Origin of the sequence: Bartonella sp. DGB2, assembly GCF_046843095.1 — a bacterium.
Lineage (GTDB): Bacteria > Pseudomonadota > Alphaproteobacteria > Rhizobiales > Rhizobiaceae > Bartonella.
The window spans coordinates 239,360-265,436 of record NZ_CP177325.1; the positions used below are offsets into that span (position 1 = coordinate 239,360).

The following is a 26,077-nucleotide window of genomic DNA, read 5'->3' on the forward strand; positions in this document are numbered from 1 at the left end:
TTTAATTTATGTGTAAATTAAAGAATGAAAGCTTGGCTAGGATAAAATTGTACCCGCTGGCAATAGATAAAATCTTTAATATTTACCTCCGGTTTTTAGCGCTAGTTTGCTTGGGGTTTACAGGGGTATGCTGGTTAATTCTTATAGGAGCCTATTCTACTAATGAGTTTTCTTTTTTTTTAGCGGCAGATTTAAAGGGAGCTTGGCGCTTTGATCTCATGCCTTGGCAATGGCGCTGGTTGATGGTTGGACTAGCAGTGGCTTATCCTATCGTGGCGCTTGGTCTATGGGGATTGGCTTATTGGGGCATTATTTTTTTGATATTAATCAATACTATTGAGGCTTGCCTAGCATTCGGGTATCAAAAAGTTTTTTCCCTTCTTATCGAAGGGGTGATGTGGCAGAGCGGGTTTCTGGCTATTTTATTAGTTGTGTGGTTTATGTTATCTCTACAAAAAAGAAAGCAACGCCTTGAAAATAAACCAAAATATTAATATTTTCTGGTAGGGCTAGCACGCGAGGAGGTAACTTCACGTGCTAGTTATTTCATTATGACTGTTTTATGATACCCTCTCCAGCGAGTGCTAGGGTAATTTTTTTTGCTACGTCGTCCCATAAATCATCAAAGGAGGCTACACCACTGCCAGCGCTTGCAATGTCAGCAATCCAGATGGTTTTAAGAGGAGCAGGGATTTTGAGCGATACACTTACGGCCATATTTGGCTTATAGAGCGTATTCCCACCTAGGGTATAACCTGGGTTGGTTCGGGTGTGGATGTTTATAGTATTACCTATTTCATAGGCCGTGCTATAGCTATCCCCGGGCACATAAATGGGCGGGATATAGTCCTCTTTTAGCCATTCTTTATCCAATTTTAAAATCAATATTGCATCAATGCCTGCTTTTTTGGAGCTTTTTGCTATCTCAGCAAGTGTATATTTTCTTATTGGCGGAAAGGTATAAAGACCACTTATTATTTGCACTTGATAAGGGCCTAATGCTTCAACAAGCGCGCGTTCTGCTGTTTGCGCTCTACCGATGGGCAGGTTTTCACTATAGACCAATATTTTTTTGGCTTCAAATCGGCCACGATAGGAAGGATCCATTATCCCGTTAAGTTCGGTTGTGGCGCAAGCGCTTACAAGTAAGCAAAAAAGAAGAATAAAGTATCGCATGTCACCCTCATTATTTTTTATTAGTTTAGCATAAGACTTGGGAGATCAAAGGGCTTATGTTGCACTTTACTAGTTTTTTATAGCGCTTATTGATCGTTATGTTTATCTGTATTGGACATAGAGGCAAAAGTAAGCCCTGTTTCAATAACGCTTTTTCCAAATTTGTTTCGCAGATAATCTGCGGCGCGTTCTGCTTTTAGGCGCTTTGCTTCGCGGGGATCAGCCCAATAATCAGGCCAAGCTTCAGCCTCTAATTTGTTATGGGACGTGGCCGGGAGACAATTAGTTAATTGTTGGACGCCTAAGCCAATAAGGCGAAAACGTGTTTGCCCTAACTCTTTGCAGAGTAATTTACGGCTCGTTTGAAACAAATATTCTGTCATTTGGGTGGGGGTTGTTAGGTGCTGATTACGGGTATAATTCTTAAAATTACTTGTTTTTAGCTTTAGTACTACGGTTTGACCTGCCATAGCTTGGCTTTTTAAACGGTGTGAGACGGTTTCGCTAAGGTTGCGTAAAATGGGTAATAAATCCTCTTCGCGGTATAAATCTTGTGGAAACGTAGTTTCAGCGGAGATGCTTTTGATTTCTGTATTACTTTTTACAGGACGCGGGTCTTGTCCACGTGCTAGGTGGTACAGCCGCTTACCCATAGTACCATAGCGCTTTATAAGAATATCCTCCTCCATTTTCTGTAGAGTTTTGATTTGGGTAATTCCGTGGTTAGCCAATGTTGTGGCTAGCGCGCGACCTACGCCCCACAGGGCAGTCACAGGCCTCTCAGCTAAAACAGCTTGGGCTTCTTCTTTGCCGATTATGTGAAAGCCGTGCGGCTTATCGAAATCAGAGGCAAGCTTTGCTAAAAACTTGCAGTAAGAGAGGCCAATCGAGATACTGATCCCTATTTCTTGCTGTATCATTTGCGCAAATTGCGCCAAGATATAGGCAGGCGGTGCGCCATGGAGTTGTTCGGTTCCGTGCATATCAAGAAAGGCTTCATCAATTGAAAGCGACTCTACCAAAGGAGTAAGATTACGCATCAATTGTTTGATATTCCTACTTACCGCATTATATTTTGCCATATTAGGGAAAATAATAATGGCGTCAGGGCAGAGTTTTTTTGCTTGGAACATAGGCATAGCAGAATGAACCCCATAAAGCCGCGCATTATAACAAGCAGTTGAAACAACGCCCCGCCTGCCGCCACCAATAATGACTGGTTTATTTTGTAAAGCAGGGTTATCGCGCTTTTCTATGGCTGCAAAAAAAGCATCGCAGTCAATATGAGCAATGTTTAGTTGATAAAGCGCTCTATGTTGTAATAGACGAGGCGATCCACAATTTTGGCAGCGGATTGATTTTTTTATTTGAAGGCTGAAACAATCGCGGCAGAAGCCATATTCAGGCTGGTGAAAACGTTTTAAGTCCATGATTTATCCCCATGCAGTTGGTTCCCCTCCCGGCAATTGCCATAGAGCCTTTTGGACATCTTGTGGAGAATAAGGACTTGCTTGGGTAAAAGCCAATAGGCTGGGCTCGTGGTCTAAGAAAAATTGCAATACACCAGCTAAAAAGCCTGGGCTTTGAGCAGCTGAGCGCAAGTTTTTTACATCAATGCCTGTGAGATGTAAAAAACGCGGCAATAATTCTGGATCGTTAGCGATAAAGAACAAAGCATCAATAGCCACTTGTTCAGCGAAGGGGGCGTTTGTTTTTTGATGATTCATGTCATTTTAGCTGTGTGGTAATTTGTTGAGTTTAAGCTTATATTCTGAGTGGCGAAAGGGTGGATTTTAAAAAATGTTAAAAAAAGTGATGATTGTTGAAGATAATGAACTTAATATGAAACTATTCCGCGATCTTGTTGAAGCTAGTGGTTATAGTACGGTAGAAACGCGCAATGGTCTTGCCGCTCTTGAACTTGCTCGTGAGACGAACCCAGCGCTAATTTTAATGGATATTCAATTACCTGAGGTATCTGGTATTGATGTGATTAAGCAGTTGAAGGCCGATGCTACACTAAAAACCATCCCTGTGGTAGCAGTAACTGCTTTTGCTATGAAAGGTGATGAAGAGCGAATTCGTACTAGCGGTTGCGAGGAATATATGTCTAAGCCTATTTCTGTGCCAAATTTTATCGCTATGATAAAACGTTATTTGGATGAAGCACCTGCTTAACCAAGAGTTTTTGCATAAAATTGTTGTAAGGGGTTTTGTGGATCCCATAAGAGTTTTGTAGCTAAAATAATACAGGTGATAACAAGAATGGGTTTGATCAATCGTGCGCCAACGTACATAGCTAAGCGTGCACCACATTGAGCACCAAGGAATTGTGCTATCCCCATGACAATCCCGATACGAAAATCAATTATCCCGATCATGGCAAAAGTGATAAAACCACCAAGGTTAGAGGCAAAATTAAGAAGCTTTGTGTGGGCAGTAGCACGTAAGATGCCATGGCCGACAAGACTCACAAAGGCTAACATATAAAACGAGCCAGTGCCGGGACCAAAAAGCCCATCATAAAGTCCAATGAGCGGAGCTATAATCAAAGAGAAGATGAAAGGTTTTAGTCTTTGGACTTTGCTTTTATCATCAAGCTGGGGCTTGAGAGTAAAATAACCAGCGATTAGCAGGAGAAGAATAGGCAGAATGGCCTGAAGAAAAGTGCTCGGCAGGCGCGTTGCAATTAGTGCGCCTAGAATACTGCCTATGAAAGCCATGATAGCAGTAAAAAGTTGCTGTTGAATGCGCACGTGGCCTGCGTGAGCATAGGCAATAGTAGCAGAAAAAGAGCCAAAAAGGCTTTGTAACTTATTGGTGCCCAAAACAGTTAGCGGAGGCATTCCCGAAAGGATAAGGGCGGGGATAGTGATAAGCCCGCCGCCGCCTGCAATAGAATCAATTGCACCAGCAAAAAAGGCTATAAAAGCAAGAATTATAATGGGATCTTGGGAAATAAATTTTGTAATCTCTATAAACAATAAAATTTCTTTTAAGTAAAGAGTAGATGAATAATATAGGATATTTATAGGCGGGTTTCTCTATATAAATAAAATGCGCGATTTTTGGCAAGATGGTAATATATTTATGTTGTTGTTTGTTTGTGCTAATGCTTTTTACATCAGTAAACATAACTTTTAGCTAGCCTTTGCGTGTGTTGCGAACGCATGGGTAATAGTTTATAAAGGTTTATGTCTTTTTTTTTAAATGTTGAGACCTCTATACGGGGCTATAGATGGCTAGATGCGTTGGATGCCCATAGTCATCAGCAGGCCATGGTTATTGCTCAAAAGTATAATGTGCCGGATATCGTAGCGCGTGTTTTAACAGCACGCGGGGTGAAAGAAGCGGAAGTCTCTAGTTTTATTGAACCACGTTTACGTACTTTGCTTCCCAATCCTGCTATGTTTGCTGGGATGGACGCGGCGATTGATTGTATGTTGGATGCTTTGGTGGAGCAGAAGTCAATTGTTGTATTTGGTGACTATGATGTGGATGGGGCGTGCTCAAGTGCGATCCTTGCTCGTTTTTTTTCCCATTTTGGCCTTGAGGTTCAAATTTATATTCCTAGCCGCCAGGAAGGCTATGGCCCTAACCCTCAGGCAATGAAACGTTTGGCAAGTGAGGGGGCGCAATTGATTATTACTGTTGATTGCGGCAGCAATAGCGTTGAAGCAATTCGCTCTGGACAGCAGGCTGGTGCGCGGGTGGTGGTGCTTGATCACCACCAAATTACAGAAGCGGCCGCATTTGCGGCGGGAAACTCTCTTGCTGATGCTTTGGTAAATCCTAATCGTGTGGATGATACTTCTGAGCAGGGTCATTTATGTGCTGCTGGTGTCGTGTTTGTAACTTTAGTAGGCTTATGCAAGCGGTTGCGGGAAAGCGGACACGCCACTCCACTGCCAGATTTATTGGCTTATTTAGATTTGGTGGCTTTAGCAACAATCTGCGATGTTGTACCGTTAAAAGGTGTAAACCGAGCCTTTGTGCGGCAAGGGCTGGAAGTAGCGCGCAAGGGGGGCAATGTTGGTTTGGCTGCTTTGATAGAAGCAGCGGCAATTAACGTGCCTTTGAAGGCTTATCATTTGGGTTATGTGCTGGGTCCCCGCATTAATGCGGGAGGGCGGATTGGCGACCAAGCTTTAGGAAGCATACTTTTGAGTACATCATGCCGCGATACAGCTCTTTCTATTGCTCATCGGCTTAGCCTTTTGAATGAAGAGCGCCAAGTCTTAGAACGCGAACAGCTACATCAGGCTCTAGTTATGGTTCAGAATCTTTATGGGGAAAGCGGTGCGCCTCCTGCTCTTGTGGTGGCGCACGAGGCTTGGCATGCAGGGATTGTAGGGCTCTTAGCTTCACGCCTGAAGGATCGGTTTTCTTGTCCTACTATTGCTATTGCTCTTCAAGCTGATGGTACGGGTGTTGGCTCAGCCCGCTCTGTTACTGGGGTGGACATGAGCGTACTTATTGAAGAAGCTGTAGCCCTAGGCTATTTAAGCAAAGGCGGCGGGCATAAAATGGCTGCAGGTTTAACTTTAGCAAAAGGCCAATTAGGCGCATTTGTTGATTGGTTTTTAAAAGCGGTTCAGGCACACCACGATAATGAGCAAAATAAAAAAAGTTTGGTGATTGATGGTTCCATTTCGGCTGCAGGGGCGAATGTTGCTTTGGTTGGCTTGCTTGAGCAAGCAGGCCCTTTTGGCACGGGTAATCCTGCCCCTGTTTTTGCTGTACCAGGACACCGGCTTATTGCCGCAAGCTTTGTAGGTGGTCAACATGTGCGTTGTTCCCTTGCCAACTTCTCAGGGCAACGGTTGGAGGCTATTGCCTTTCGTGCTGTGAATAGCCCTTTGGGGGATTTTTTATTACAAAATATTGGTGAGATTGTGCATCTTGTAGGCCAGCTTGAGCTTAATGAGTGGAATGGCCGTACTCGCGTACAATTGCAAGTACTGGATGCTGCGCCTGCAAAATCGTGACTAAAGGCTGAACGTCTTTAGTGATAAGGAACTTTAGCGTGCCCGATCAAGCAAGCGTTTACATTCCATGAGTTCAAAAAGAGCTTCTTGAAGAAGAGTCTTGTTGTCCTTATTTTGTCGGTTATGAACAGCGCCGATCAACAGGTCGGCCTCATTTTTCATAAAAGAAAAAAGGCCGCGCGCTTGTTTTTTTTCTTGTTCCAAGGGGTCTTCTATGGGAGCGGTAAGGGTTTCCACTCCTTTGATTTCGCCCTTGCCGAGTGCAACAATTGTATGGATACCTTTTTCTTTCAAAAGGCGTTGAACCCCGCGGATGGTATAGCCGTGATCATAAAGAAGAAATTTAATCCCTTGAAGAAGGTCAATATCGTGTGGTCGATAATAGCGGCGGCCGCCACCGCGTTTCATGGGTTTAATTTGAGAAAAACGGGTTTCCCAAAAGCGTAAAACATGTTGCGGTAAATCTAGCAATTCAGCTACTTCGCTGATAGTCCGAAAAGCTTCTGGGCTTTTATCCATGTCTCTAACACCTTATATTTAGGCGGCTTGCGCATCCGCTTGTGCGCATTTGTTTCATTTTTTGCTATGCACCACCGCTTTTACGCGCTTTGTGAGCACTGAGGATACTCTGTTTGAGAACATGCGATGCTTTGAATGTGATAACACGGCGCGGCGTGATGGGAACCTCTTCACCTGTTTTTGGATTACGCCCCAAACGCTGGCTCTTATTACGGATATCAAAGGTAGCAAAGGAGGAAATCTTTACACTATTGCCTTTGGCAATAGCCGCACAAATTTCTTCAAGAACGGCCTCGACCAAAAGAGCGGATTCCGTTCTCGCAAGGCCTACTTCACGGCATACTGCCTCAGTTAAATCAGCGCGGGTTATAGTTTGGTTAGCCATTCTATTATCCCTCTTTCTTTTCTCTTTGAATTTATACGACTTATTTAAAAGGCGTCAAGAGGGGTCTTACCAGCGAAGAAGGATTGCCCCCCATGTGAATCCGCCTCCCATAGCTTCTAGCATAATCAAATCGCCCTTTTTTAATAGCCCTTTTTCGGAAGCGAAGCTCAAAGCCAAAGGCACTGAAGCGGCTGAAGTATTACCGTGTTGAGCGACAGTGCCTACCACTTTTTCAGGGGCAATACCAAGCTTCTTGGCGGAAGCATCAATGATACGTTTATTAGCTTGGTGAGGTATAAACCAATCTAGCTCTTGTACGCTAAGTCCCGCTTGAGCAAAGCAGTCATCAATCACATCGGTGATAAGGCCTACCGCATGTTTAAAGACTTCGCGGCCTTCCATGCGTAAATGACCGGTTGTTTGGGTTAAAGATGGCCCACCGTCAACATAAAGTTTGTTAAGATGTGCCCCATCGGCGCGCAATTTAGCAGCTAAAATCCCACGTGATTTTGTTGTTGAGCCTTCTTCTATATTTTGTGCCTCTAGTATCACGGCTCCAGCGCCATCGCCGAATAAGACGCACGTAGTACGGTCCTTCCAGTCAACAATGCGGGAAAAAGTCTCGGCACCAATCACCAAAAGCCGGCGTGCTTGACCGCTTTGTAAATAGCTATTGGCGGTGGTAAGGGCGTAAACAAATCCTGAACATACGGCTTGTATATCGAAAGCAAAACCATGGTGCATGCCTAAAGCGTTTTGAATTTCTGTCGCTGAAGCAGGGAATGTATGATTGGGTGTTGCGGTTGCTAAGATGATTCCGTCAATATCTTCCACGCTAAGCTGTGCGTTATGCAAAGCGGCTTGCGCTGCGAGAGTACCTAAAGATACGGTTGTTTCATCTTTCTCTGCAATGTGCCGAAAACGAATACCTGTACGCTGAACGATCCACTCATCGGATGTATCAACAAAGGCTTCCAGAGCCTTATTAGAGACTTGGGAGCGTGGCAGGGCGCTTCCTACGCCGCATATAACAGAGCGTATCATAAATAAAGCCTTTTTAAAGCAGTGGCGCTCAAATGTTGGATTGCGTTAATCATATGGCTTCTTACTGTTGAACCGCTTCTTCTTCAAGGCGGAAAATATTGGGTTTATTTTCATGAAAATAGCGCAAATCTCTCACTATTTTTTCTAAAAGTCCATTGTGAACCATTTCATAGCCTACCCGAATAGCAGATGCAAATCCTTCTGCATCGGTACTACCGTGGCTTTTAATGACTACGCCATTTAGGCCTAAAAGAACGCCGCCATTAACTTTATTAGGATCCATTTTACTTCGTAATTTGTTAAAGGCGGCGCGCGATAATAAATAGCCTAACCGTGATATCCATGAACTTTCCATAGCTTCGCGCAGGGTCTGAGTCATTTGCCGAGCGGTTCCTTCAGCGGTTTTGAGGGCGATATTGCCACTAAATCCTTCGGTAACGACCACATCGACAGCGCCTTTTCCAATATCATTGCCCTCAACAAAGCCCTTGTATTCTAATCCGTCAAGCCGCGCTTCGCGCAGAAGGATACCTGCCTTTTTAATCTCGTCTAAACCTTTGACTTCTTCAACCCCAATATTCAACAAGCCAACGCTTGGTTTATCAACATGATAAAGGGTGCGAAACATGCCGGCGCCCATAACAGCAAAATCAACCAATTGTTCGGCGGAGGCTCCAATTGTAGCTCCGATGTCTAAGACAATGCTTTCCTTGCGTAGGGTTGGCCAAATGCCAGCAATACCAGGACGTTCGGCTTCGGCCATCATTTTTAAGCAAAAATAGGCCATGGCCATTAGCGCGCCGGTATTACCGGCTGAAACACAAGCGTCAGTCCGGCCTTCCTTTACCGATTCAATAGCGTGCCACATGGAGGACTTGCCACGACCATTGCGTAAGGCTTGACTCGGCTTTTCATCCATTTCTGTATAGGTTTCCGTTGGAAAAAAGCGCGCTTTTTTGGCCAAGTGCGGATATTGTTGTAAGATTGGTTCGATGTCGGGTGCTAAGCCATAAAGGTGAATCTCTAAATCTGAGAGTTGGCTTTGGGCAATCGCTGCACCGGCGATTGTAACTTCCGGGCCATAATCCCCCCCCATAGCGTCCACAGAAATTTTAATCACGCTTTTGTTCCTCATTATAGAGTTTTAGCTTTTTTTGATGCGCTACTTTGGGCGCCTAGCTGAAGATACTGATTTATGTCAGCATATAATAGCAATTTTTTGCATTGTCTATTCATTGTGTTTTTTGAGAATGGCAAAAGGGGATATGTCGTCCCCCGCGGGGGTTTTATAGATTGCGCTGTCTTTTTCTTCTTTACCGAGGGGGCAAATGGGGCTTAAAAAAGCGCTTTCTTTGCGTGGATAGGGGTTAATGTTAAGGCTAAAAAATTCTTCAATGATGGAGCCTAAATTTATGGTGGATCCATGGAAGATTTCTGGGATCTCGGGCCCGTGGGCTTCAAACAAAAGAACGCCTTTAGCATCAGGGGCGGGCGTGTTAGCGAGTTTAGAATCGGCTGGGACATAAAGAGCTTCGAATAATTCGTCCAATTGGCTTTCAATTTCCTCTAGACTGATGACGCAGTTTTGGACAAATACAACGCTGAGTCGGCCTGTAACGCGCACCCCGCTCCCTTTCCAAGGTAGGAGCTTTATATCAGCATTAAAGTGGTGTACGGCGCATAGATCATAGCGCGCTGCTAGGGTTTGGCGCTCATCATCTTTGAGGTTGATATGAAACAAGCGGCCTTTTGTTGGTAAGGTCTGAACTGGAACGGGATAATGGAGGCTTACATGATTTTGCGTAGCGTAGGTGGCGTGTTTCGCTAATGGCAGGGTGATGTCGTTCATGGCTTTCAATCTATATTAACGGTACGCTTATAAATATGTTAATTTGGCTTGATTGTCAAAGTTACCTAGCCTTATGAGAATACCTCCCTTGGTTTGTATTTTTACTTTTTGGGAGGGAATACCAAAAGAAAAAGTGCATGTAGCAGGGGGCAATACTTGCTAAACAAATGTTACTAGTTTAGCATGACGGCGATAGAGGGGGCCGCCCATGAAAGATGGAGATGTCATTGTTTCATAAGAATCGTGTAAATGTCCGCACAAAGCGGGTGCTTTTGTATGGTGTTTTGATCGCTACCGCCACGTTGGTGGCTGGTTGCCAAAGAAAAAACGTTCTCAACTTTGGACAAACATACAATGCTGGTTATGTTATTGACCAAAATGCCCTTAACAGTGTGAAGATTGGTTCAAGCCGCGAGCAAGTTATGCTGGCTTTAGGCTCGCCATCCCTACAAGAAGTGTATGATGGTGAGATTTATTATTACATTTCACAAAAGAGCTACAAAAGATTTCAATTCATGAAGCCTTCGATTGTTGATCGTAAGGTTTTAGCCATTTATTTCAATAAGGATGGTACGGTTAGCAAGATTGCCCGCTATGGATTAAAGGATGGGAAATTATTTGATTTTGTTTCTCAAACCACTCCAACAGCTGTGCCGCACCAAACTTTTTTAATGGAGCTTATTCGTACTACGCGTTTATTACCTGTCCCCAGCATATCAACAGACAATAAATGAGCTATTGTGGATCAAAAGCCCTATGTTTGGGGGGGCGCAGAGATCGAATGCGTGAAGAGCCGCCGAAGCGGCGACTCTTGTCTTAGGCTTATTATCTTATTGGATCGGTTTGCTTTTTTGGCCAAAGAGGCGGCCCTTTTCTGCAAGGAGAACCAGTAAGATTGCACCAAGACCCAGTAATAAATAGCCAGTAGCCAAGGGAGCTGTACTTTTTTGGCTAAACTGTTGCCCTATAAGGGCACCAAGCCCTGTTCCTATGGTGATTTGCAAAAAACCAAAAACCGATGAGGCAGTGCCCGCAACTTTTCCTAATGGATCCATGGCAAGGCTATTGAAATTTGTGCCCATACTACCAAAAGCAAACATGATTCCCATGTAAAAAAACATACATAGGGGCAGGGGTGCAATCCCACCCATATAAGTGGAAGTGATGATCCATAAAGCGGCAAGAGTGGAGAAAGACAATAATTGGCTATGAGCAATCCGCCGCATGCCAAATTGACCAACAAAGCGGGCGTTAAGAAAGGCCGAAACCGCTTGGGCAAAGGCTGCGGTGGCGAAAGCAGCGGGGAACCAAGGTCCTAAATCATAAATGCCTACAAAGAGTTGTTCGGAAGTACTGATAGAGCCAAAAAGCGCTCCCATGATCAAGGAAAAAGCTAGGGAATAACAAAGAGCTGTGCGGTTGCTCAAGATAGTCCAGAAACTATTTTTCACCGAGGAAACGGTAAGAGGGGTACTTTTATAAAGGGTCTCGGGAAGACGTATGAAGGCCCAAAGGCCGATAATTAGGCCAGCAATAGCCATGAAGATAAAGATATAGTGCCAATTTCCTAAAAGCATAATCGCTTGGCCTGTAGCAGGAGCGATAATAGGAATTACCAAAAAAGCCAAGAGGGTGATAGACATGACTTGCGCCATACGGCGCCCTTCATACAGATCACGGATCATAGAAATATTTAGCACGCGCGTGCCAGCTCCACCTATACCTTGAACAAAACGGCACAGCAAAAGCGTATAAAAATCGGACGCAAATATGCAACCCAAAGCCCCTAGTGTATAAAAAATCAAAGCATATAAAAGCGGGGCTCGGCGACCATAACAATCGCTGATTGGACCAAACACAAGCTGGGCAAAGCCAAGCCCTCCTAAGTAAGCAAAGATAATATACTGGCGTGAATTTTCATCAATAATATGAAGGCTTTCCGCAATTGTATCAAGGGCAGGAAGCATAATATCAATGGCAATGGAATTACACGCCATAAGGAGTGCAACGAGGATCACAAATTCACGTTGATTTATGCTCCGTTTGATAGCGAGAACATGTGCTTTTTCTTTTAGAGAGCGGGTCATAATGGACTCAAAATAAGATAGATATGTGATAGAAAGTCACGTTTGGTGAAGATTGCTCGGCTATTGTAGTAAATTTATAATAGGCCTCGCGACACCTTGGCGGCTATGATATTGCCCGTTTATAGCATATCTTCCTGTAAAATAAGGATAGATTTTTGTAAATGACGAAAGAGTGATCAAAAGGCAAGGCGACTGAGAGTCGCACTAAAGCGCTTCTCAGTCTTTATCTCTGATAGGGCCTAATTATTAGTTTTTTATTTTTTTTTGCTACTAATATTTTTGGTGGTGAATAATTTTTGCAAATCACCTTCTTGGAACATTTCTCGTATAATATCGCAGCCGCCGATAAATTCGCCTTTCACATAAAGCTGTGGGATGGTCGGCCAATTAGAATAGGCTTTGATGCCCTGGCGCAATTCATCAGAATCTAGAACATTGACCCCTTTATAATCAACCCCTAAGTAATCAAGGATCTGTACAACTTGGCTAGAAAAGCCGCACTGAGGAAAGCTGGGTGTACCTTTCATGAAAAGGACGATGTCATTGTTTTTTACCGCATTATCGATAAGATCATGGGCCGCATTCATTATATCACCTATGGACTGGGGGGCTATTCGGGTATTGAGGTTTGTAAAGCAAGTGCATGCAAGGCTTCGCCCATATTGCCTTTCAGGGCATTATAGACCATTTTATGTTGTTCAACACGGCTTTTTCCGCGGAAGCTTTCTGCCACTACCTCCGCAGCATAATGATCACCATCACCAGCAAGATCTCGGATAGTAACTTTTGCATCAGGGATAGCTTCTAAAATGAGGGCTTCAATCGCATGAGCATCCATGGCCATGGGGGTCTCCTTTAGCTTTGTGCGCATCCTCCTGAGTTTTAAAGGATAGCGCTCTTAATTGCAAGTTGCGCGTTTTACACGAGCAAAACTATTATATATCTAGAATATTTATTGTATTTTGTTTGATGATGCCATGAAGTTTTCAAACCAGCCTTCATAGGCTTGTATTAATTGGGAAAGCGGTAGGTCCATTAAAGCATCAACGAACAAGTTTTCGCCCTCCATTTGCCCTAAGATATAGAAGGGTACATCGGATTGACGCGCGGCTTGCTCAAAGGTAGAAATATACTCTGGTTTAACGGCGACAATGTAACGCGCTTGGTCTTCACCAAATAATTCAGCATGGGGGGCGGTTTGACCTGTGAGATGCACCCGCATACCAAGCCCAGATTTTATTGCCATTTCAGCCAATGCTAGAGCTAAACCACCGTCAGAAAGATCATGCACTGCATCGAACCAATCTTTAACAATGGAATCACGGATAAATAGTCCGTGTTTTTTCTCTCTCATTAAATCAACTTTTGGTGGCGCGCCAGCACTTTGGCCCAAAATATCGCGTTGATAAACTGATTGACCTAAATGGCTTCCAACACAACCAACTAATATGAGTGTATCGCCGGCACGTGCGCCCGCTAGGGTAGTGAGTTGACGCCAATCATCAATCAAACCGACGCCCGCTATAGTTGGGGTAGGAGGGATAGCCTTGCCATTGGTTTCATTATAAAGTGAAACATTGCCCGAAACAATGGGGAAATCAAGAGCGCGACAGGCCTCACCGATGCCACGAATAGCAAGAACTAATTGCCCCATGATTTCTGGTTTCTCTGGGTTGCCAAAATTCAAATTGTCAGTAGCCGCTAGAGGAGTAGCGCCACTTGTGCACAAGTTGCGCCAGCATTCGGCTACCGCTTGCTTGCCGCCTTCGTAGGGGTCGGCCTCGCAATAGCGCGGCGTCACATCGGACGAGAACGCTAAAGCGCGGTAATCATTATCGCGGCTACCTTCATTATTTACGCGGATAATACCTACATCAGCTCCTGGACAAACAAGACTATTACCTTGGATAAGCGTATCATATTGCTCATAAACCCAGCGCCGCGAACTGTGATCGGGAGAATGAAGGAGGGTGAGGAGGGCAGAGCCCAAATCACCAACTGCTATCACATCTTCAGAGCCAATAGTTCTAAGTGGGGCTGGAGCGATCCACGGGCGGTCATATTCAGGCGCTTCATTACCTAGTTCTTTGATTGGTAGGTTGGCGACTTCTTCCCCTTGGTGAAATACACGAAAACGTAAATCATCGGTCGTATGTCCAACATGGGCAAAGTCAAGCCCCCATTTTTTGAAGATCGCTTGCGCGCTTTGTGTTTTTTGCGGGTTTAATACCATGAGCATACGCTCTTGGCTTTCTGAGAGCATCATCTCATAGGCGGTCATATTATCTTCGCGTACCGGTACATCATCAAGATTGAGCGTGATACCTAAGTCGCCTTTTGCTCCCATTTCAACCGCTGAAGAGGTGAGACCTGCCGCGCCCATATCTTGTATGGCAATAACAGCGCCAGTCTCCATGAGCTCTAAACAAGCTTCAAGGAGGCATTTTTCAGTGAATGGATCACCAATTTGTACGGTAGGGCGTTTTTCCTCAATAGAATTATCGAACTCGGTAGAAGCCATGGTTGCCCCACCTACGCCATCGCGTCCAGTTTTTGCACCGAGATAAACAACAGGCAGTCCTACCCCTTTGGCTTTAGAGTAAAAGATGGCATCTGTTTGTGCAAGACCAGCAGCAAAAGCATTGACAAGAATATTGCCATTATAACGAGCATCAAACTCCACTTCACCGCCTACCGTAGGTACGCCAAAGGAATTTCCATAGCCGCCAATACCAGCTACAACGCCTGCGACCAAATGTCGGGTTTTTGGGTGATCGGGGGCGCCAAATCGCAAGGCGTTCATAGCCGCTACGGGACGTGCACCCATGGTGAAAACATCGCGTAAAATGCCACCAACTCCTGTAGCCGCCCCTTGGTAGGGTTCAATATAAGAAGGGTGGTTATGGCTTTCCATTTTAAAGACCACGCATTGGCCCCGTCCAATATTCACAACGCCTGCATTTTCTCCCGGCCCTTGGATTACGTGGGGACCAGAAGTGGGAAGGGTTTTTAACCATTTTTTAGAAGACTTATATGAGCAATGCTCGTTCCACATGGCAGAGAAAATGCCTAATTCAGTAAAGCTAGGTTTGCGACCTAATAAATTTAAAATACGTGTATATTCATCATCTTTTAGACCATGGGCTTTGATTAATTCGGGCGTTATAGGCACTTGATTGAGAACGGGCATGAAGAAAAACTCCGTCGATTATAAGAACAAAGGCAAAAGCAAGACATAAAGCCTAGTGAGGCGTGATGTATTAGGCGACGTGCCCTAAAGCACCAGTAAATAAGGCTCGCCCATCATTACCCCCATGGGCACTCTCAATCAAATTTTCGGGGTGGGGCATCATACCCAAAACATTGCCGGCTTTATTTATGATTCCGGCGATATTGTGAATGGAGCCATTAGGATTGGTATCTTCTACATAGCGGAATAAGATTTGCCCGTTATTTTCTAAAGTTTCAAGCCCCGCCTCATCAATGAAGTAATTACCCTCATGGTGGGCAACGGGACAGCGGATAATTTGGCCCGTTTGGTAGTGGCGCGTGAAAGGCGTTTTGGTATTGATGATTTGTAATTTAACTTCACGACAGACAAATTTAAGCGAAGCATTACGCATGAGCACCCCTGGCAAAAGCCCAATTTCTGTTAAGATCTGAAAACCATTACAAACGCCCAATACCATAACCCCTTGTTGCGCTTTTTTAAAAACTGCTTGCATAACGGGTGTGCGTGCAGCAATGGCACCACAGCGTAAGTAATCGCCATAAGAAAATCCACCAGGAATAACGATAAGATCAACGGCAGGAATTTCTGTTTCTGTTTGCCAGATTTTAAGCGGTTCTGAGCCGCTGATTTGCCGTAAAGCAGTCAGCATATCGCGGTCGCGGTTAAGACCCGGTAATTGTATGATTGCGGTTTTCATGCAATTAGGCTCCCAAGATTTCCACCTGATAATTCTCAATCACTCCATTGGCAAGCAATTGTTCGCACATTTTAGCGCATTCAGCTTCCGCTTCCGCTTTTGGCATGTTCTTCAGTTCAATATCAAACAATTTACCTTGACGCACGGATTGAAGGGTTGAAAAACCAAGTCCATGCAGGGCATCGGCAATAGCTTTGCCTTGAGGGTCTAAAACACTTACTTTCAGGGTGACAGTAATACGAGCTTTCATTCTATTCCTGACGGGTTTGTATTAGGTTATGAGTTGACTATGGGGGGGCTATTTCACCAACACGGGCCCCGTAGGACGTGGGGGCTCATTTTCATTGATGATGCCAAGGCGCTTTGCTACTTCTTGATAGGCTTCGATTAGTCCCCCCATATCATGCCGAAATCGATCTTTATCCATTTTATCGCCCGTTTTTATGTCCCATAGGCGCGAGGAGTCCGGCGAGATTTCATCAGCGAGGGCAATGTGCATTACATCGCCTTCCCAGAGGCGGCCAAATTCCATTTTAAAATCAACAAGTTGTATGCCAACACCTAAAAAGAGGCCAGTAAGGAAATCATTGATACGAATAGCCATTTGCATGATATCATCAAGCTCTTCTGTGCTTGCCCAGCCAAAGGTAGTGATGTGTTCTTCTGATACAATAGGATCCCCAAGGTCGTCGTCTTTATAATAGAACTCAATGATGGATTGTGGCAGGTGGGTACCTTCTTCGATTCCTAGTCTTTTAGAAAGGGAGCCAGCGGCAATGTTACGAACCACTACCTCAAGGGGGATAATCTCAACGGCTTTAATCAATTGCTCACGCATATTAAGGCGGCGAATAAAATGGGTAGGAATACCTAAAAGGCCAAGCTTTGTAAAAATATATTCAGAGATACGGTTGTTTAAAACCCCTTTCCCGTCGATAACATCATGTTTTTGAGCATTGAAAGCCGTGGCATCATCCTTGAAAAACTGTACATAGGTACCTGGCTCAGGTCCTTCATACAGAATTTTGGCCTTACCTTCATAGATGCGTTGGCGACGATTCATAATATTTCCTGCTGATTGGGGATTAATTGGGATAGGGCGCTTCAATTCGCTTTATTTCCTTCCTATATATCACATTAGTCTATAAAAAAATAGCGCGCTGTGGTTTGTTGCTAAAATTTTTGCTGTACATGGAAGGAAGATTTAATGAATGGTTTTCAAGATCGCCAAGCTTCTTTTGAGAAGAAATATGCCCTTGATGAAGAGGCGCGCTTTAAAGCTCTTGTAAAGCGCAACCGTAAGTTAGGTCTTTGGGCTGCACAGGGTTTAAATCTTGAGGGTGAAGACGTTAAATCCTACGTTGAAGGGGTGGTGAATTATGCGCTTAAAGGCGGTCATGATGAGGATCTCTTAGCCAAGATTTATGCGGATTTTCAAACAGCAGGGCACATCCTTGATGAAAAGGTTCTAAAGGCTAATATGGTTTCTTTTTTGCAAGAGGCTTTAGGGGCTGAAGAAAAAGGCAGTGCTTAGCGGTAAACGTGGTGCTTCAATGCTATAAGCGCGCTAAAAATTGTGAGAGGATAAGCAAGCCTTCAGGCCAAGGGCCATGCCCAGATTCGCTGTTAATATGGCCAGATTCCCCAGCATCTAACACAAGTGAACCCCAAGCTTTACCTAAATTTTGTGCAGCTTTAAACGTACAATAAGGGTCGTTTTGGCTAGCAATAAGAACAGAGGGAACGGCTAGTCTTTGGCGGGGATAGGCACCAAAATTACGTAATAAAGTTGGTTCCAAGAGAGGATTGTCAAGATCAGGAGGCGCTACTAAAAATAGGCCTTTTATATTTGGAACTTTTGAAAAACTGTTTGCTACTGACGAAGAAGCTGATTCAAACTGTTTTGCAAGCATATGGATGATAGTCGCTACACCTAATGAGTGGCCAATTAGCAAGATAGGTCTGTGTGCTGATTGAATTGTTTGCTGTAAAGTTTTCACCCATATATCGCGCTGTGGTTTATCCCAATCGGCTTGCTCAACGCGCTTTGCGGTGGATAGTTTTGCTTGCCAGCGGCTCTGCCAGTGATCTGCGTCAGAGCCCTGGTAGCCCGGTATGATGAGAATATCAAGTTGATTTGCTTTCATAGGAATTTCCATGGCCGTTTGGGCATGACTAGCCAAAAATTCGGGAAAAAATCGTATCTACATGTTTAGAATGATAGGCGAGGTCGAATTTTTCACGAATTTCATCTTCATTTAAAGCTTTGCGTACTTCGTGGTCATTAAGGAGTTCGGTCAAAAAATCTTTACCCTCTTTCCAAACTCGCATGGCATTTCGTTGAACAAGACGGTAGGCATCTTCGCGGCTTACACCTGCTTGAGTGAGCGCTAAAAGAACCCGTTGTGAGTGGATAAGCCCGCGGAATTTATTGAGGTTATTCATCATATTTTCAGGGTAAACCACTAAGTTTTCTATCACATTGGTAAGGCGCGCTAAAGCAAAATCCAAAGTAATGGTACTATCAGGGCCGATATAGCGCTCAACGGAGGAATGGGAAATATCACGTTCGTGCCAAAGGGCAACATTTTCTAACGCAGGGGTGACAAAGGCTCGCACCATACGCGCAAGACCCGTTAGGTTTTCAGTCAAAACTGGGTTGCGTTTATGAGGCATGGCTGAAGAGCCCTTTTGCCCAGGTGAGAAATATTCTTCTACTTCTAAAACTTCCGTTCTTTGAAGATGGCGAATTTCTACCGCTAAGCGTTCAATAGAGGCGGCAATAACACCGAGGGTAGCAAAAAACATAGCGTGGCGATCCCGCGGGATGATTTGGGTGGATATGGGCTCTACCTTCATCCCTAAAGCTTGAGCTACATGTGCTTCCACCTTGGGGTCAATATTGGCAAAGGTACCAACCGCACCAGAAATAGCGCAAGTAGCAATTTCGTCGCGTGCTGTAACAAGACGTGTGCGGCAGCGGCTGAATTCTGCATGAGCCAAAGCAAGTTTTAGGCCAAAGGTTGTGGGTTCTGCATGAATGCCGTGACTGCGGCCAATAGTGATTGTATCTTTGTGTTCAAACGCTCGCTTTTTCAAGGCAGCTAGGAGGGCATCAAGATCAGCCAAGAGGATATCGCTTGCGCGCATGAGTTGCACATTAAGCGTGGTATCCAAAATATCAGAGGACGTCATCCCTTGGTGTATAAAGCGGGAATGGGGGCCAACAAATTCGGCTAAGTGAGTTAGAAAGGCTATAACGTCATGCTTGGTAATGGCTTCAATTTCATCAATACGGGTAACATCAAATTCAGCTGCTTGGCCCTTTTCCCATATGGTTTTTGCGGCTTCAGGAGGGATGACACCTAATTGTGCCAAAGCATCACAAGCATGAGCTTCTATTTCAAACCAGATACGGTAGCGAGTTTGTGGTGACCAAATAGAAACCATTTCAGGGCGAGAGTAGCGTGGGATCATAATCGTTTCCTATCGTTGGCGTGCTTGTTCTGCGGCTTGGCGTAGCTCTGTGATACGGCTTTTGTAAATCTCTTGATTGCCGTTTTTATAGATGGCTGAGCCCGCCACAAAAGCATTGGCTCCTGCCGCTGCTACTTGGCCGACTAGCGCTGGATTAATGCCACCATCCACCTGGATATCAATGGGGCGGGAACCAACCATTGCTTTGACATGGGATATTTTATCTACCATGGCGGGGATAAAACTTTGCCCACCAAAGCCAGGGTTGACACTCATAATCAAAATAAGATCAATTTCATCAAGCAAATAATCAAGGTAGGAGAGGGGGGTGGCGGGGTTGAGTGAAATGCCTGCTTTTTTACCCAAGGTTTTGATCATTTGTAAAGAGCGGTGGCTGTGAGGTCCAGCTTCGGCGTGGATGGTGATAATATCTGCACCCGCTTTGGCAAAGGCTTCAAGATAAGGGTCAACAGGCTCTATCATCAAATGGACGTCAAAAAGCGCTTCAGTATGGGGGCGCAGAGCTTTTACCATATCAGGGCCAAAGGTGATGTTAGGGACAAAGTGCCCGTCCATTACATCAATATGCACCCAATCGGCCCCAGCATTAGCTACATTTTTTATCTCTTCGCCAAGACGAGAAAAATCAGCGGCTAAAATCGATGGGCAGATATAAAACGGGCGTTGCATATAAGGCTCCTAAAAATTCGTCACAGGATAGGGAAAAGCGGGGCAAAAAACTTTTACATGGTAGCAGGTATGATGAATTGTCAAAGTAGGGGTTTTGTGATAGGTTGCCATAAACAGCTTAGCCAAGCTTTGCAAGGGGCAGCTTTTATTTTCCCTTTCTCGTAATTTTGGAAATGTGGGCATTTACCCGATGATTCATCAAAAAACTTATGTCCTTACCTGCGAGGATGCTATCCCCACTGTCGCCTCGCAAGATTATCGCGATGCGATGAGTCATTTTTCAAGCGCTGTCCATATTGTTACCACAAAAGGCTCAGCAGGACAACGTGGGGTGACAATTTCTGCAGCTTGTTCACTTTCGGATAATCCGCCTACCATTCTTGTCTGTTTGATGCGTCAAAAGGCAGCGAATAAAATTTTCCTTGAGAATAAAAATTTTTGTCTCAATAGTTTGGCTGGCCATCAGCAAGATTTATCTAATGTTTTTGCGGGCTGGGGCGGGATTTCTGAAGAAGAACGTTTTAACGCTGCAAAATGGCAAACATTAAAAACTGGCGCTCCAGCCCTTGTGGGAGCGTTAGCTTCGTTTGACTGTCAACTCGTGTGCTGGCATGAACACGCAACGCATTTTATTCTGATTGGGAGAGTTGTATCTATCCGACGCGGTAATGCTGAGAACTCTTTGATTTATCTTAATCGTTCTTACCACACTCTGCCCCTATAGAGGGTGTAGTTCTTTTTAACGTGTTATTAATGCTAGTTGATCACGCTCATTGACCTGAAAGTTTCGAGCAGAATTATTACTATCTTAAAAAGCGTATTTAAATAGCTTTAAGCAATCTCAAGTTACAAAAGCTTAGCAATGTTCATGAAAGGTCAAGGGTAATATTAGTGCTAGATATGCTCTAAAATTGGCTAGGATCTCTGCGAATAGATGTTTATATTTTTATTAGTGTACAAATCCATGCAAATCACACATTGGATATCCTCGACATTGCATTTGTCTTAACCATGCGCTGAAGAAAGCTGCCTCTGCTATTGGATGGAGGGATTTGTTAGAGTCTAATGCCATTCGTGCAACAATTTATATTAAGATTTATCAGTGCTGGAGTCACGCATTAAAAGTGAATATGGTATTATGCCACATGCTATGGAGCCCATGATTTTTATGAAAATGCATGATGTAAATAGTGATAATTTTATTATCTTTTTTGCCGCCCTCCTAAACTTCGGAGCAGGGATTGTCGTTGACCTCTACGCTCCAGCTCTTCCTCAGATTGCTGAAGAATTCCACAGTTCAAATGTAATTGTTCAAGCAACAATTGTCTTTTCCATCGTTGGATATGCTGCAGGGCAATTTGTCTTTGGTCTTTTATCTGATTGGCTAGGACGGCGGGTGGTTTTATTGGGGGGCATTGGATTGTTTATAATGGCCGCTTTAGCTGCTTTTTTGCTCCATCCATTGCTGCTCTACTGATTTCCCGTTGCATTCAAGGCTTTTCTACAGGGGTTTGTCAAGTCACAGCACGCGCTATCATAAGCGATCGTTTAGGTGACGTCAAATTTCAACGTGCTATTGTTTATTTAAGCCTTGCCTTTGCTCTGGGATTGATATTAGGGCCCTATATAGGAGCATTCATTGAAAAATCCCTTGGCTGGCGCTATACTTTTATGGCGTATTTTTTGTACGGTTTGATTGTAGCGTTTATGGCGACTTTTGGATTACGCGAAACTTTATTGCCTCAAGCTCGCCAGTTACCGAAGGGCCTTTTCGGTAATCTTGCGCTTATGTATCAAGACCGCATTTTTGTGGGATGTATGATTCAGCTCGGCTGTTGTTTTTTTTGTTTTACTTTTTGGAGTCAAGTAGGGCCGCTTATCATTGTTCAAACCCTTCACAAGAGTTCCTTATTTTTTGCAAACACTGCTTTGGCTACAGGAATGGCTTACCTCTTTGGAACCATAATCAATCGCATTATTGGAGCTTATACCAAGCCTGAAAGGCGGATTTCTATCGGATTGTTGATTGCTGTTCTGGGGGCGATGCCCATCCTGTTATCGGGAGATACTATCTCACTGAAATTTCTTGTTGTTGGCTTAACGCTTATTGTCTTTGCGCAGGGGCTTATGTTCCCCAATATTTTGGCCCGCGCTATGAGGCTTTTCAAAGAGCGAGCTGCCCTTGCAGCAAGCCTGCAGGGAATGGGTATGCTTATTGTAGGTTTTTTTGGGCTAGGGCTCTTTAGTGTAATACCAATTAATAACGGGCTTATGCTATCAATTACCTATATGCTATTTATCTTCATTTCTGTTTTTGTACAAATTTTCTTGATTAAGGCAAAGTGAATAGCTCTAAAAATCCATAACCAAAAGCCTTGTTTACCTTGATTATAGAATGTGTGTTTACAGCTACACGAGAAAAGCTTGTTAAAATAAATGTAAATAATTCCAAACTAAAAAAGTCCAGTGTTAGTTAAGAGGTAATTATCGTGAAGGGAAAATCTCTTACCCTCCAAGCAAAGTGGATATTTCGTGCAGTTATAAATTTCTCTAATCTGAATTTCATTCTTAAAATAATCATTTTATTAAGCTTTGCATTAACCTTGTATCAATCACTGATAGACAGACAGCCCATCCAGATTTCTGTTCTGCAGACTTGAAGGATAAAAATCTGACCTTTTGGTCCTTAAATTTTTAATATCACGCGTATCTTTCTGTGCTTTTAATTTATTATTTTTTTAAAAAGAAACAAAAATTAGTCTTTGCGGCTTAATTTCAAGCCAATAATAGGGACATAGGCATTATCAAGCTTTGCTGATATTGTAATATTCATTTTATCTTTCGTTTCTAAACGTGCGAGCATAGCGCCTTTGATTTGGTTTCTTTTTATATTAATGATCATATGATCGTTGGAAATTTTTCCAGAAATAATATCGAACCCACCGCCCTTTGCACCATCATTAAAGACGCCTGTAAAACCATTTATACCTCTTATAATCTGAGCTAGCATAGGTTGAGAAAAAATGCCTATACGGCAGGCGCCCTCTAAAATTAAACCATTCAGTGGGAAAGCAGAGGGGTTTTGTATACCTTCTTTAGAGGGGGAGCGCCCTTGAAACATACAGTAAAAACGTGTACCCTTATACTTACCTGAAACGACTTCGCCTGAACCTGTCCACGGTCCGTTAACGTTTTGAAAAAAGGCATATTCGGTGCTAGGCGACGCTTTTTCATCAGATATGGCTGCTGTCGTGTTGCTTTGCGCTTTTGCTATGAATATAAAAAGTATAATTACTGCGCAAGGGTATAAAAAAAGACCACTAACCCTTTTTTTTAAGATGCTATTTTTTTGATAAAAATTTCTTATCATTACTTTAAAGAGTCCGATAGTCGAGTAAGTGGATAGAGCGATTTAGCTATGCTCAATGATTAGATTGGAATGGTTAATATTTTATCGCTCTTTAGGATAGATCCGCGTTTAAATATTTTTTTATGAGGCGTTAAACTATTATCTTGAGGAGGGGACTATGGGAACAAATCTATCACGCGGTATTTGGGTCATTTTTTATATTGTTGCCCTATTTTTGCTTATATTGTGCGGTTTGGCGCTTTTTTATCGGCCTGAATGGAATATAAAGGCGCGCTATGGGCTAAGTATTTTATGGACTATTGTGGGGCTTGTAGCTTTATTTTATCCATCTTTGGTCAGACTGTTTCCAAAGCTTTGGAAGCCACAAGGCATAAAAGTTTGGCTGTTGCGATTGGTTCTTGTAGCTATGTTTGGGGGATTTTTTTTATGGTGGTCAACGATCACGCCTATGTCGGATGTTTCTTGGAAACCAGAATATACTCAAAATCTTTATGGCGATATTCAACCTAAAGGCATTGTGCTCCTTCATAATATGCGCGACTTTCATTGGCAAAGTGCGCCAAATGACGGTGAAGGGGCAGTGCCTATGAGCGCCCTATGGAGCGATGCGATTTATGACATCAACCAAATCACGGGTATGAACTTATACCTCGCTCAATGGTCTGGGCCTCTCATTGCTCATACGTTATTTGGTTTTGACTTCGCTGATGGGCGGCGGCTTATTTTCTCGGCTGAAGCGCGGCAACGGCTTGGGCAAGACTATGGAGTTTTGCCGGGTTTTTTTAAGAATTATCAGATGATGATCCTTGCCGCTCCAGAGGATGATATTATTCGTTTACGTAGCGATTTTTTCCATGATCGTGTATCCCGCTACCCACTTTCCTTATCGCAGGATGCTATGCAACAATGGTTTTTAACTTTTGTAAAAGCAGCTAACCAGCTGAAAAAGAAGCCAATTTTCTATAACTCTCTGACAGTAAATTGTACCACTTTTGTTCGGTCTTTGGTTCAGGATTTTATCTCCATGCCATTGGATTGGCGCCTTATTCTGAATGGTAAGCTGCCGAAATATTTTTATGATCACGGGCTCATGGATCGTAGGAAATCTTTTGCCGAATATGTGGTACAAAGCCCTATCGTGCCGCAAGATCGTTATCCCCAATCCATTCGCTAAATGTTTTTGCATTATAGAAACACTTTTCTTTTAATATTGATACGAAAGTCATCGGGTTATTGTAATTTTAAGAGGGTATGATGGAAGCTCGTCAAACAGGAGACGTTAAATTTTTTGGAAGCAGGGTAGGGCTTTTGTGTTGGTTAGCCCTAGTGCTTGATGGTTTTGATCTTGTAGTGTTAGGGGCGCTGATTCCACATCTTACTGGTTCAGAACAAGAATGGATGAGCGCTGCACAAGCCACCTTTATCTCAACTATAGGTATGGTAGGGATGACCGTAGGGGCACTTTTTCTAGGCGTGGCGACTGATAAAATGGGGCGGCGTGTATTAATGATCGCCGCGGTATTTTTATTCTCTTTATTTACATTGTTATGTGGTTTCGCAATGGACCCTTGGCAATTGGCGGCCTATCGATTTGTAGCGGGGATCGGTCTTGGGGGCTGCTTACCCACCGCGATTGCTTTGACAACTGAATTTTCCCAAGGCGCGGGGCAGCGTCATACCGGCCGCGTCTCTACTATTTTAATGACAGGGTATAATGTGGGGGCCATGGCGACGGCTTTATTGGGATTATGGCTTTTGCCGTATGCGGGGTGGCGACCTTTGTTTTGGGTGGCGGGCATAGCGGGTCTTTTTTTGAGTGGCGTTATGATAATTTTACTTCCTGAGTCGCCAACTTTTTTATGGATAAAAAACCGTGGGAGCGAAGCTCAATCTCTTGCTAAGCGCTATGGTTTCGTGTTTTCATCTTTATCACAAGAAGCCCCAAAAAAAATACCTATGACGAGCTTTCTTAAGCCACCTTTATTGCTGTTGAATGGGATGCTTTGGGTTGCTACTTTTATGGGGCTTTTGCTTATTTATTCGCTCAATACTTGGCTCCCTACTTTAATGGTAGCTGCTGATTATGGTCTAGAGCAGGGGCTTTCATTCCTTTTCCTCCTTAATAGTGGAGCGATTTTTGGTTTATTGGTTATGGGCGTTATGGGCGATATATTTGGCTTGAATCGAGTGGTGGTGATATGCTACTTAGCCGGCGGCGGGATGTTGGCGCTTTTGTCTGTTCATATGCCATTTGTCTTTCTTTGTGGGGCAATTTTTTTTGCTGGTAGTTTTCTTTTTTCAGCGCAAGTATTGATTTATGCTTTTACCGCGGCTAGCCATTCTGCTTCAGTGCGAGCCTCTGCTTTGGGGATGGCGGCGGGTATTGGCCGCTTGGGAGCCATTATTGGTCCGCTCGTCGGCGGAGTTTTGATCGCTTATGAACTTGGTCATTCGTTTGGTTTTTATGTATTTTCAATGGCAAGCTTATTAGCAGCTTTTGCGATGTTCATTGCGGGGCAGCTCGCTGGGAGTGTAAAAAATCTTTATTAACTATGCGCCTTGT

At 43.8% G+C, this 26,077-nt stretch carries 28 protein-coding genes and 1 pseudogene; 9 read left to right on the top strand and 20 right to left on the bottom strand.

From position 1 onward, the window contains the following. Nucleotides 1–8: 8 nt before the first annotated feature. Complete coding sequence (locus ACK28X_RS01170) at nucleotides 9–494, top strand: DUF6163 family protein (RefSeq protein ID WP_412057878.1); 486 nt, start codon at nucleotides 9–11, stop codon at nucleotides 492–494. 55 nt (nucleotides 495–549) lie between these two features. Here ACK28X_RS01170 and ACK28X_RS01175 read toward each other — a convergent pair whose 3' ends face one another. From ACK28X_RS01175 to ACK28X_RS01185, 3 genes are all read right to left on the bottom strand, one after another. Continuing rightward, nucleotides 550–1,176 (bottom strand): hypothetical protein, encoded by a 627-nt coding sequence (locus ACK28X_RS01175; RefSeq protein WP_412057879.1) that lies wholly within the window; start codon nucleotides 1,174–1,176, stop codon nucleotides 550–552. Nucleotides 1,177–1,262: 86 nt separating this feature from the next. Then, on the bottom strand, nucleotides 1,263–2,606 hold the full coding sequence (locus tag ACK28X_RS01180; protein ID WP_412057880.1) for a DNA polymerase IV: 1,344 nt from the start codon (nucleotides 2,604–2,606) through the stop codon (nucleotides 1,263–1,265). 3 nt (nucleotides 2,607–2,609) lie between these two features. Next, entirely contained in the window at nucleotides 2,610–2,903 is a 294-nt protein-coding gene (locus tag ACK28X_RS01185) for a DUF3572 domain-containing protein (RefSeq protein ID WP_412057881.1), read from the bottom strand. Nucleotides 2,904–2,976: 73 nt separating this feature from the next. Between ACK28X_RS01185 and ACK28X_RS01190 the strand changes: the two genes are divergently transcribed. Further along, the gene (locus tag ACK28X_RS01190) at nucleotides 2,977–3,354 is read left to right on the top strand and encodes a response regulator (RefSeq protein ID WP_412057882.1); all 378 of its coding nucleotides are present in this window, start codon (nucleotides 2,977–2,979) and stop codon (nucleotides 3,352–3,354) included. Here the strand turns inward: ACK28X_RS01190 and ACK28X_RS01195 are convergent. Continuing rightward, nucleotides 3,351–4,154: a TSUP family transporter gene (locus ACK28X_RS01195; RefSeq protein ID WP_412058255.1), complete on the bottom strand. Its 804-nt coding sequence runs from the start codon at nucleotides 4,152–4,154 to the stop codon at nucleotides 3,351–3,353. The genes ACK28X_RS01190 and ACK28X_RS01195 overlap by 4 nt on opposite strands. A 216-nt stretch (nucleotides 4,155–4,370) precedes the next feature. Between ACK28X_RS01195 and recJ the strand changes: the two genes are divergently transcribed. Further along, nucleotides 4,371–6,164 (top strand): single-stranded-DNA-specific exonuclease RecJ, encoded by a 1,794-nt coding sequence (recJ, locus tag ACK28X_RS01200; RefSeq protein ID WP_412057883.1) that lies wholly within the window; start codon nucleotides 4,371–4,373, stop codon nucleotides 6,162–6,164. A 33-nt stretch (nucleotides 6,165–6,197) separates the two neighbouring features. Here recJ and ACK28X_RS01205 read toward each other — a convergent pair whose 3' ends face one another. The 5 genes from ACK28X_RS01205 to ACK28X_RS01225 all read right to left on the bottom strand — a co-directional run bounded on the left by ACK28X_RS01205 (nucleotide 6,198) and on the right by ACK28X_RS01225 (nucleotide 9,961). Next, nucleotides 6,198–6,683: a MerR family transcriptional regulator gene (locus ACK28X_RS01205; protein WP_412057884.1), complete on the bottom strand. Its 486-nt coding sequence runs from the start codon at nucleotides 6,681–6,683 to the stop codon at nucleotides 6,198–6,200. A 64-nt stretch (nucleotides 6,684–6,747) separates the two neighbouring features. After that, nucleotides 6,748–7,068, bottom strand: coding sequence for an integration host factor subunit alpha (locus tag ACK28X_RS01210; RefSeq protein WP_412057885.1), 321 nt, complete (start codon nucleotides 7,066–7,068; stop codon nucleotides 6,748–6,750). Nucleotides 7,069–7,134: 66 nt separating this feature from the next. Continuing rightward, a complete protein-coding gene (locus ACK28X_RS01215) occupies nucleotides 7,135–8,112 on the bottom strand; it encodes a beta-ketoacyl-ACP synthase III (RefSeq protein WP_412057886.1) in 978 nt (325 codons plus the stop codon). A gap of 61 nt (nucleotides 8,113–8,173) precedes the next feature. Further along, nucleotides 8,174–9,232, bottom strand: a complete 1,059-nt coding sequence (gene plsX, locus ACK28X_RS01220; RefSeq protein ID WP_412057887.1) for a phosphate acyltransferase PlsX — start codon at nucleotides 9,230–9,232, stop codon at nucleotides 8,174–8,176. Nucleotides 9,233–9,340: 108 nt separating this feature from the next. Next, nucleotides 9,341–9,961 (bottom strand): YceD family protein, encoded by a 621-nt coding sequence (locus ACK28X_RS01225; protein ID WP_412057888.1) that lies wholly within the window; start codon nucleotides 9,959–9,961, stop codon nucleotides 9,341–9,343. A 215-nt stretch (nucleotides 9,962–10,176) separates the two neighbouring features. On the opposite strand from ACK28X_RS01225, the gene ACK28X_RS01230 reads away from it, so the two are divergent. Next, entirely contained in the window at nucleotides 10,177–10,695 is a 519-nt protein-coding gene (locus ACK28X_RS01230) for an outer membrane protein assembly factor BamE (protein WP_412057889.1), read from the top strand. A gap of 96 nt (nucleotides 10,696–10,791) precedes the next feature. Here ACK28X_RS01230 and ACK28X_RS01235 read toward each other — a convergent pair whose 3' ends face one another. The 7 genes from ACK28X_RS01235 to purC all read right to left on the bottom strand — a co-directional run bounded on the left by ACK28X_RS01235 (nucleotide 10,792) and on the right by purC (nucleotide 17,040). Further along, the gene (locus ACK28X_RS01235; RefSeq protein WP_412057890.1) at nucleotides 10,792–12,048 is read right to left on the bottom strand and encodes a multidrug effflux MFS transporter; all 1,257 of its coding nucleotides are present in this window, start codon (nucleotides 12,046–12,048) and stop codon (nucleotides 10,792–10,794) included. A gap of 254 nt (nucleotides 12,049–12,302) precedes the next feature. After that, a complete protein-coding gene (gene grxD / locus ACK28X_RS01240; protein WP_412057891.1) occupies nucleotides 12,303–12,635 on the bottom strand; it encodes a Grx4 family monothiol glutaredoxin in 333 nt (110 codons plus the stop codon). Between the two features lie 23 nt (nucleotides 12,636–12,658). Continuing rightward, nucleotides 12,659–12,892 (bottom strand): BolA/IbaG family iron-sulfur metabolism protein, encoded by a 234-nt coding sequence (locus tag ACK28X_RS01245; protein WP_412057892.1) that lies wholly within the window; start codon nucleotides 12,890–12,892, stop codon nucleotides 12,659–12,661. Nucleotides 12,893–13,000: 108 nt separating this feature from the next. Next, on the bottom strand, nucleotides 13,001–15,238 hold the full coding sequence (gene purL, locus ACK28X_RS01250) for a phosphoribosylformylglycinamidine synthase subunit PurL (protein WP_412057893.1): 2,238 nt from the start codon (nucleotides 15,236–15,238) through the stop codon (nucleotides 13,001–13,003). Nucleotides 15,239–15,308: 70 nt separating this feature from the next. After that, nucleotides 15,309–15,977, bottom strand: a complete 669-nt coding sequence (purQ, locus tag ACK28X_RS01255; RefSeq protein ID WP_412057894.1) for a phosphoribosylformylglycinamidine synthase subunit PurQ — start codon at nucleotides 15,975–15,977, stop codon at nucleotides 15,309–15,311. Nucleotides 15,978–15,981: 4 nt separating this feature from the next. Next, complete coding sequence (purS, locus tag ACK28X_RS01260; RefSeq protein WP_412057895.1) at nucleotides 15,982–16,227, bottom strand: phosphoribosylformylglycinamidine synthase subunit PurS; 246 nt, start codon at nucleotides 16,225–16,227, stop codon at nucleotides 15,982–15,984. Between the two features lie 48 nt (nucleotides 16,228–16,275). Beyond that, entirely contained in the window at nucleotides 16,276–17,040 is a 765-nt protein-coding gene (gene purC, locus ACK28X_RS01265; protein WP_412057896.1) for a phosphoribosylaminoimidazolesuccinocarboxamide synthase, read from the bottom strand. Between the two features lie 144 nt (nucleotides 17,041–17,184). On the opposite strand from purC, the gene ACK28X_RS01270 reads away from it, so the two are divergent. Further along, nucleotides 17,185–17,511: a DUF1476 domain-containing protein gene (locus tag ACK28X_RS01270; protein ID WP_412057897.1), complete on the top strand. Its 327-nt coding sequence runs from the start codon at nucleotides 17,185–17,187 to the stop codon at nucleotides 17,509–17,511. A gap of 22 nt (nucleotides 17,512–17,533) precedes the next feature. On the opposite strand, the gene ACK28X_RS01275 is transcribed toward ACK28X_RS01270, so the two are convergent. From ACK28X_RS01275 to rpe, 3 genes are read right to left on the bottom strand one after another with little or no spacing between them, the layout of a single operon-like run. Beyond that, complete coding sequence (locus ACK28X_RS01275) at nucleotides 17,534–18,124, bottom strand: RBBP9/YdeN family alpha/beta hydrolase (RefSeq protein ID WP_412057898.1); 591 nt, start codon at nucleotides 18,122–18,124, stop codon at nucleotides 17,534–17,536. A gap of 28 nt (nucleotides 18,125–18,152) precedes the next feature. Then, nucleotides 18,153–19,454 carry an adenylosuccinate lyase gene (gene purB, locus ACK28X_RS01280; RefSeq protein WP_412057899.1) on the bottom strand — a complete coding sequence of 434 codons (1,302 nt, stop codon included), beginning with the start codon at nucleotides 19,452–19,454 and terminating at the stop codon, nucleotides 18,153–18,155. Nucleotides 19,455–19,463: 9 nt separating this feature from the next. Then, complete coding sequence (gene rpe, locus ACK28X_RS01285) at nucleotides 19,464–20,144, bottom strand: ribulose-phosphate 3-epimerase (protein WP_412057900.1); 681 nt, start codon at nucleotides 20,142–20,144, stop codon at nucleotides 19,464–19,466. 190 nt (nucleotides 20,145–20,334) lie between these two features. Here rpe and ACK28X_RS01290 point away from each other — a divergent pair, with 190 nt between their 5' ends. Next, nucleotides 20,335–20,868, top strand: coding sequence for a flavin reductase family protein (locus tag ACK28X_RS01290; protein WP_412057901.1), 534 nt, complete (start codon nucleotides 20,335–20,337; stop codon nucleotides 20,866–20,868). 450 nt (nucleotides 20,869–21,318) lie between these two features. After that, a pseudogene (locus ACK28X_RS01295) lies at nucleotides 21,319–22,490 on the top strand (MFS transporter). Nucleotides 22,491–22,899: 409 nt separating this feature from the next. Here ACK28X_RS01295 and ACK28X_RS01300 read toward each other — a convergent pair. After that, the gene (locus tag ACK28X_RS01300; protein WP_412057902.1) at nucleotides 22,900–23,514 is read right to left on the bottom strand and encodes a hypothetical protein; all 615 of its coding nucleotides are present in this window, start codon (nucleotides 23,512–23,514) and stop codon (nucleotides 22,900–22,902) included. Nucleotides 23,515–23,671: 157 nt separating this feature from the next. Here ACK28X_RS01300 and ACK28X_RS01305 point away from each other — a divergent pair, with 157 nt between their 5' ends. Continuing rightward, a complete protein-coding gene (locus ACK28X_RS01305; RefSeq protein ID WP_412057903.1) occupies nucleotides 23,672–24,688 on the top strand; it encodes a DUF4105 domain-containing protein in 1,017 nt (338 codons plus the stop codon). A 77-nt stretch (nucleotides 24,689–24,765) separates the two neighbouring features. Then, complete coding sequence (locus ACK28X_RS01310; RefSeq protein ID WP_412057904.1) at nucleotides 24,766–26,064, top strand: MFS transporter; 1,299 nt, start codon at nucleotides 24,766–24,768, stop codon at nucleotides 26,062–26,064. The last annotated feature ends 13 nt before the right edge of the window (nucleotides 26,065–26,077 follow it).

Bases quoted from the DNA above. Each gene is read 5' to 3' on its own strand.
- ACK28X_RS01170 (WP_412057878.1), top strand. From the start codon at position 9: ATGTGTAAATTAAAGAATGAAAGCTTGGCTAGGATAAAATTGTACCCG.
- ACK28X_RS01175 (WP_412057879.1), bottom strand. From the start codon at position 1,176: ATGCGATACTTTATTCTTCTTTTTTGCTTACTTGTAAGCGCTTGCGCC.
- ACK28X_RS01180 (WP_412057880.1), bottom strand. From the start codon at position 2,606: ATGGACTTAAAACGTTTTCACCAGCCTGAATATGGCTTCTGCCGCGAT.
- ACK28X_RS01185 (WP_412057881.1), bottom strand. From the start codon at position 2,903: ATGAATCATCAAAAAACAAACGCCCCCTTCGCTGAACAAGTGGCTATT.
- ACK28X_RS01190 (WP_412057882.1), top strand. From the start codon at position 2,977: ATGTTAAAAAAAGTGATGATTGTTGAAGATAATGAACTTAATATGAAA.
- recJ (WP_412057883.1), top strand. From the start codon at position 4,371: ATGTCTTTTTTTTTAAATGTTGAGACCTCTATACGGGGCTATAGATGG.
- ACK28X_RS01205 (WP_412057884.1), bottom strand. From the start codon at position 6,683: ATGGATAAAAGCCCAGAAGCTTTTCGGACTATCAGCGAAGTAGCTGAA.
- ACK28X_RS01210 (WP_412057885.1), bottom strand. From the start codon at position 7,068: ATGGCTAACCAAACTATAACCCGCGCTGATTTAACTGAGGCAGTATGC.
- ACK28X_RS01215 (WP_412057886.1), bottom strand. From the start codon at position 8,112: ATGATACGCTCTGTTATATGCGGCGTAGGAAGCGCCCTGCCACGCTCC.
- ACK28X_RS01225 (WP_412057888.1), bottom strand. From the start codon at position 9,961: ATGAACGACATCACCCTGCCATTAGCGAAACACGCCACCTACGCTACG.
- ACK28X_RS01230 (WP_412057889.1), top strand. From the start codon at position 10,177: ATGGAGATGTCATTGTTTCATAAGAATCGTGTAAATGTCCGCACAAAG.
- ACK28X_RS01235 (WP_412057890.1), bottom strand. From the start codon at position 12,048: ATGACCCGCTCTCTAAAAGAAAAAGCACATGTTCTCGCTATCAAACGG.
- grxD (WP_412057891.1), bottom strand. From the start codon at position 12,635: ATGAATGCGGCCCATGATCTTATCGATAATGCGGTAAAAAACAATGAC.
- ACK28X_RS01245 (WP_412057892.1), bottom strand. From the start codon at position 12,892: ATGGCCATGGATGCTCATGCGATTGAAGCCCTCATTTTAGAAGCTATC.
- purL (WP_412057893.1), bottom strand. From the start codon at position 15,238: ATGCCCGTTCTCAATCAAGTGCCTATAACGCCCGAATTAATCAAAGCC.
- purQ (WP_412057894.1), bottom strand. From the start codon at position 15,977: ATGAAAACCGCAATCATACAATTACCGGGTCTTAACCGCGACCGCGAT.
- purS (WP_412057895.1), bottom strand. From the start codon at position 16,227: ATGAAAGCTCGTATTACTGTCACCCTGAAAGTAAGTGTTTTAGACCCT.
- purC (WP_412057896.1), bottom strand. From the start codon at position 17,040: ATGAATCGTCGCCAACGCATCTATGAAGGTAAGGCCAAAATTCTGTAT.
- ACK28X_RS01270 (WP_412057897.1), top strand. From the start codon at position 17,185: ATGAATGGTTTTCAAGATCGCCAAGCTTCTTTTGAGAAGAAATATGCC.
- ACK28X_RS01275 (WP_412057898.1), bottom strand. From the start codon at position 18,124: ATGAAAGCAAATCAACTTGATATTCTCATCATACCGGGCTACCAGGGC.
- purB (WP_412057899.1), bottom strand. From the start codon at position 19,454: ATGATCCCACGCTACTCTCGCCCTGAAATGGTTTCTATTTGGTCACCA.
- rpe (WP_412057900.1), bottom strand. From the start codon at position 20,144: ATGCAACGCCCGTTTTATATCTGCCCATCGATTTTAGCCGCTGATTTT.
- ACK28X_RS01290 (WP_412057901.1), top strand. From the start codon at position 20,335: ATGATTCATCAAAAAACTTATGTCCTTACCTGCGAGGATGCTATCCCC.
- ACK28X_RS01300 (WP_412057902.1), bottom strand. From the start codon at position 23,514: ATGATAAGAAATTTTTATCAAAAAAATAGCATCTTAAAAAAAAGGGTT.
- ACK28X_RS01305 (WP_412057903.1), top strand. From the start codon at position 23,672: ATGGGAACAAATCTATCACGCGGTATTTGGGTCATTTTTTATATTGTT.
- ACK28X_RS01310 (WP_412057904.1), top strand. From the start codon at position 24,766: ATGATGGAAGCTCGTCAAACAGGAGACGTTAAATTTTTTGGAAGCAGG.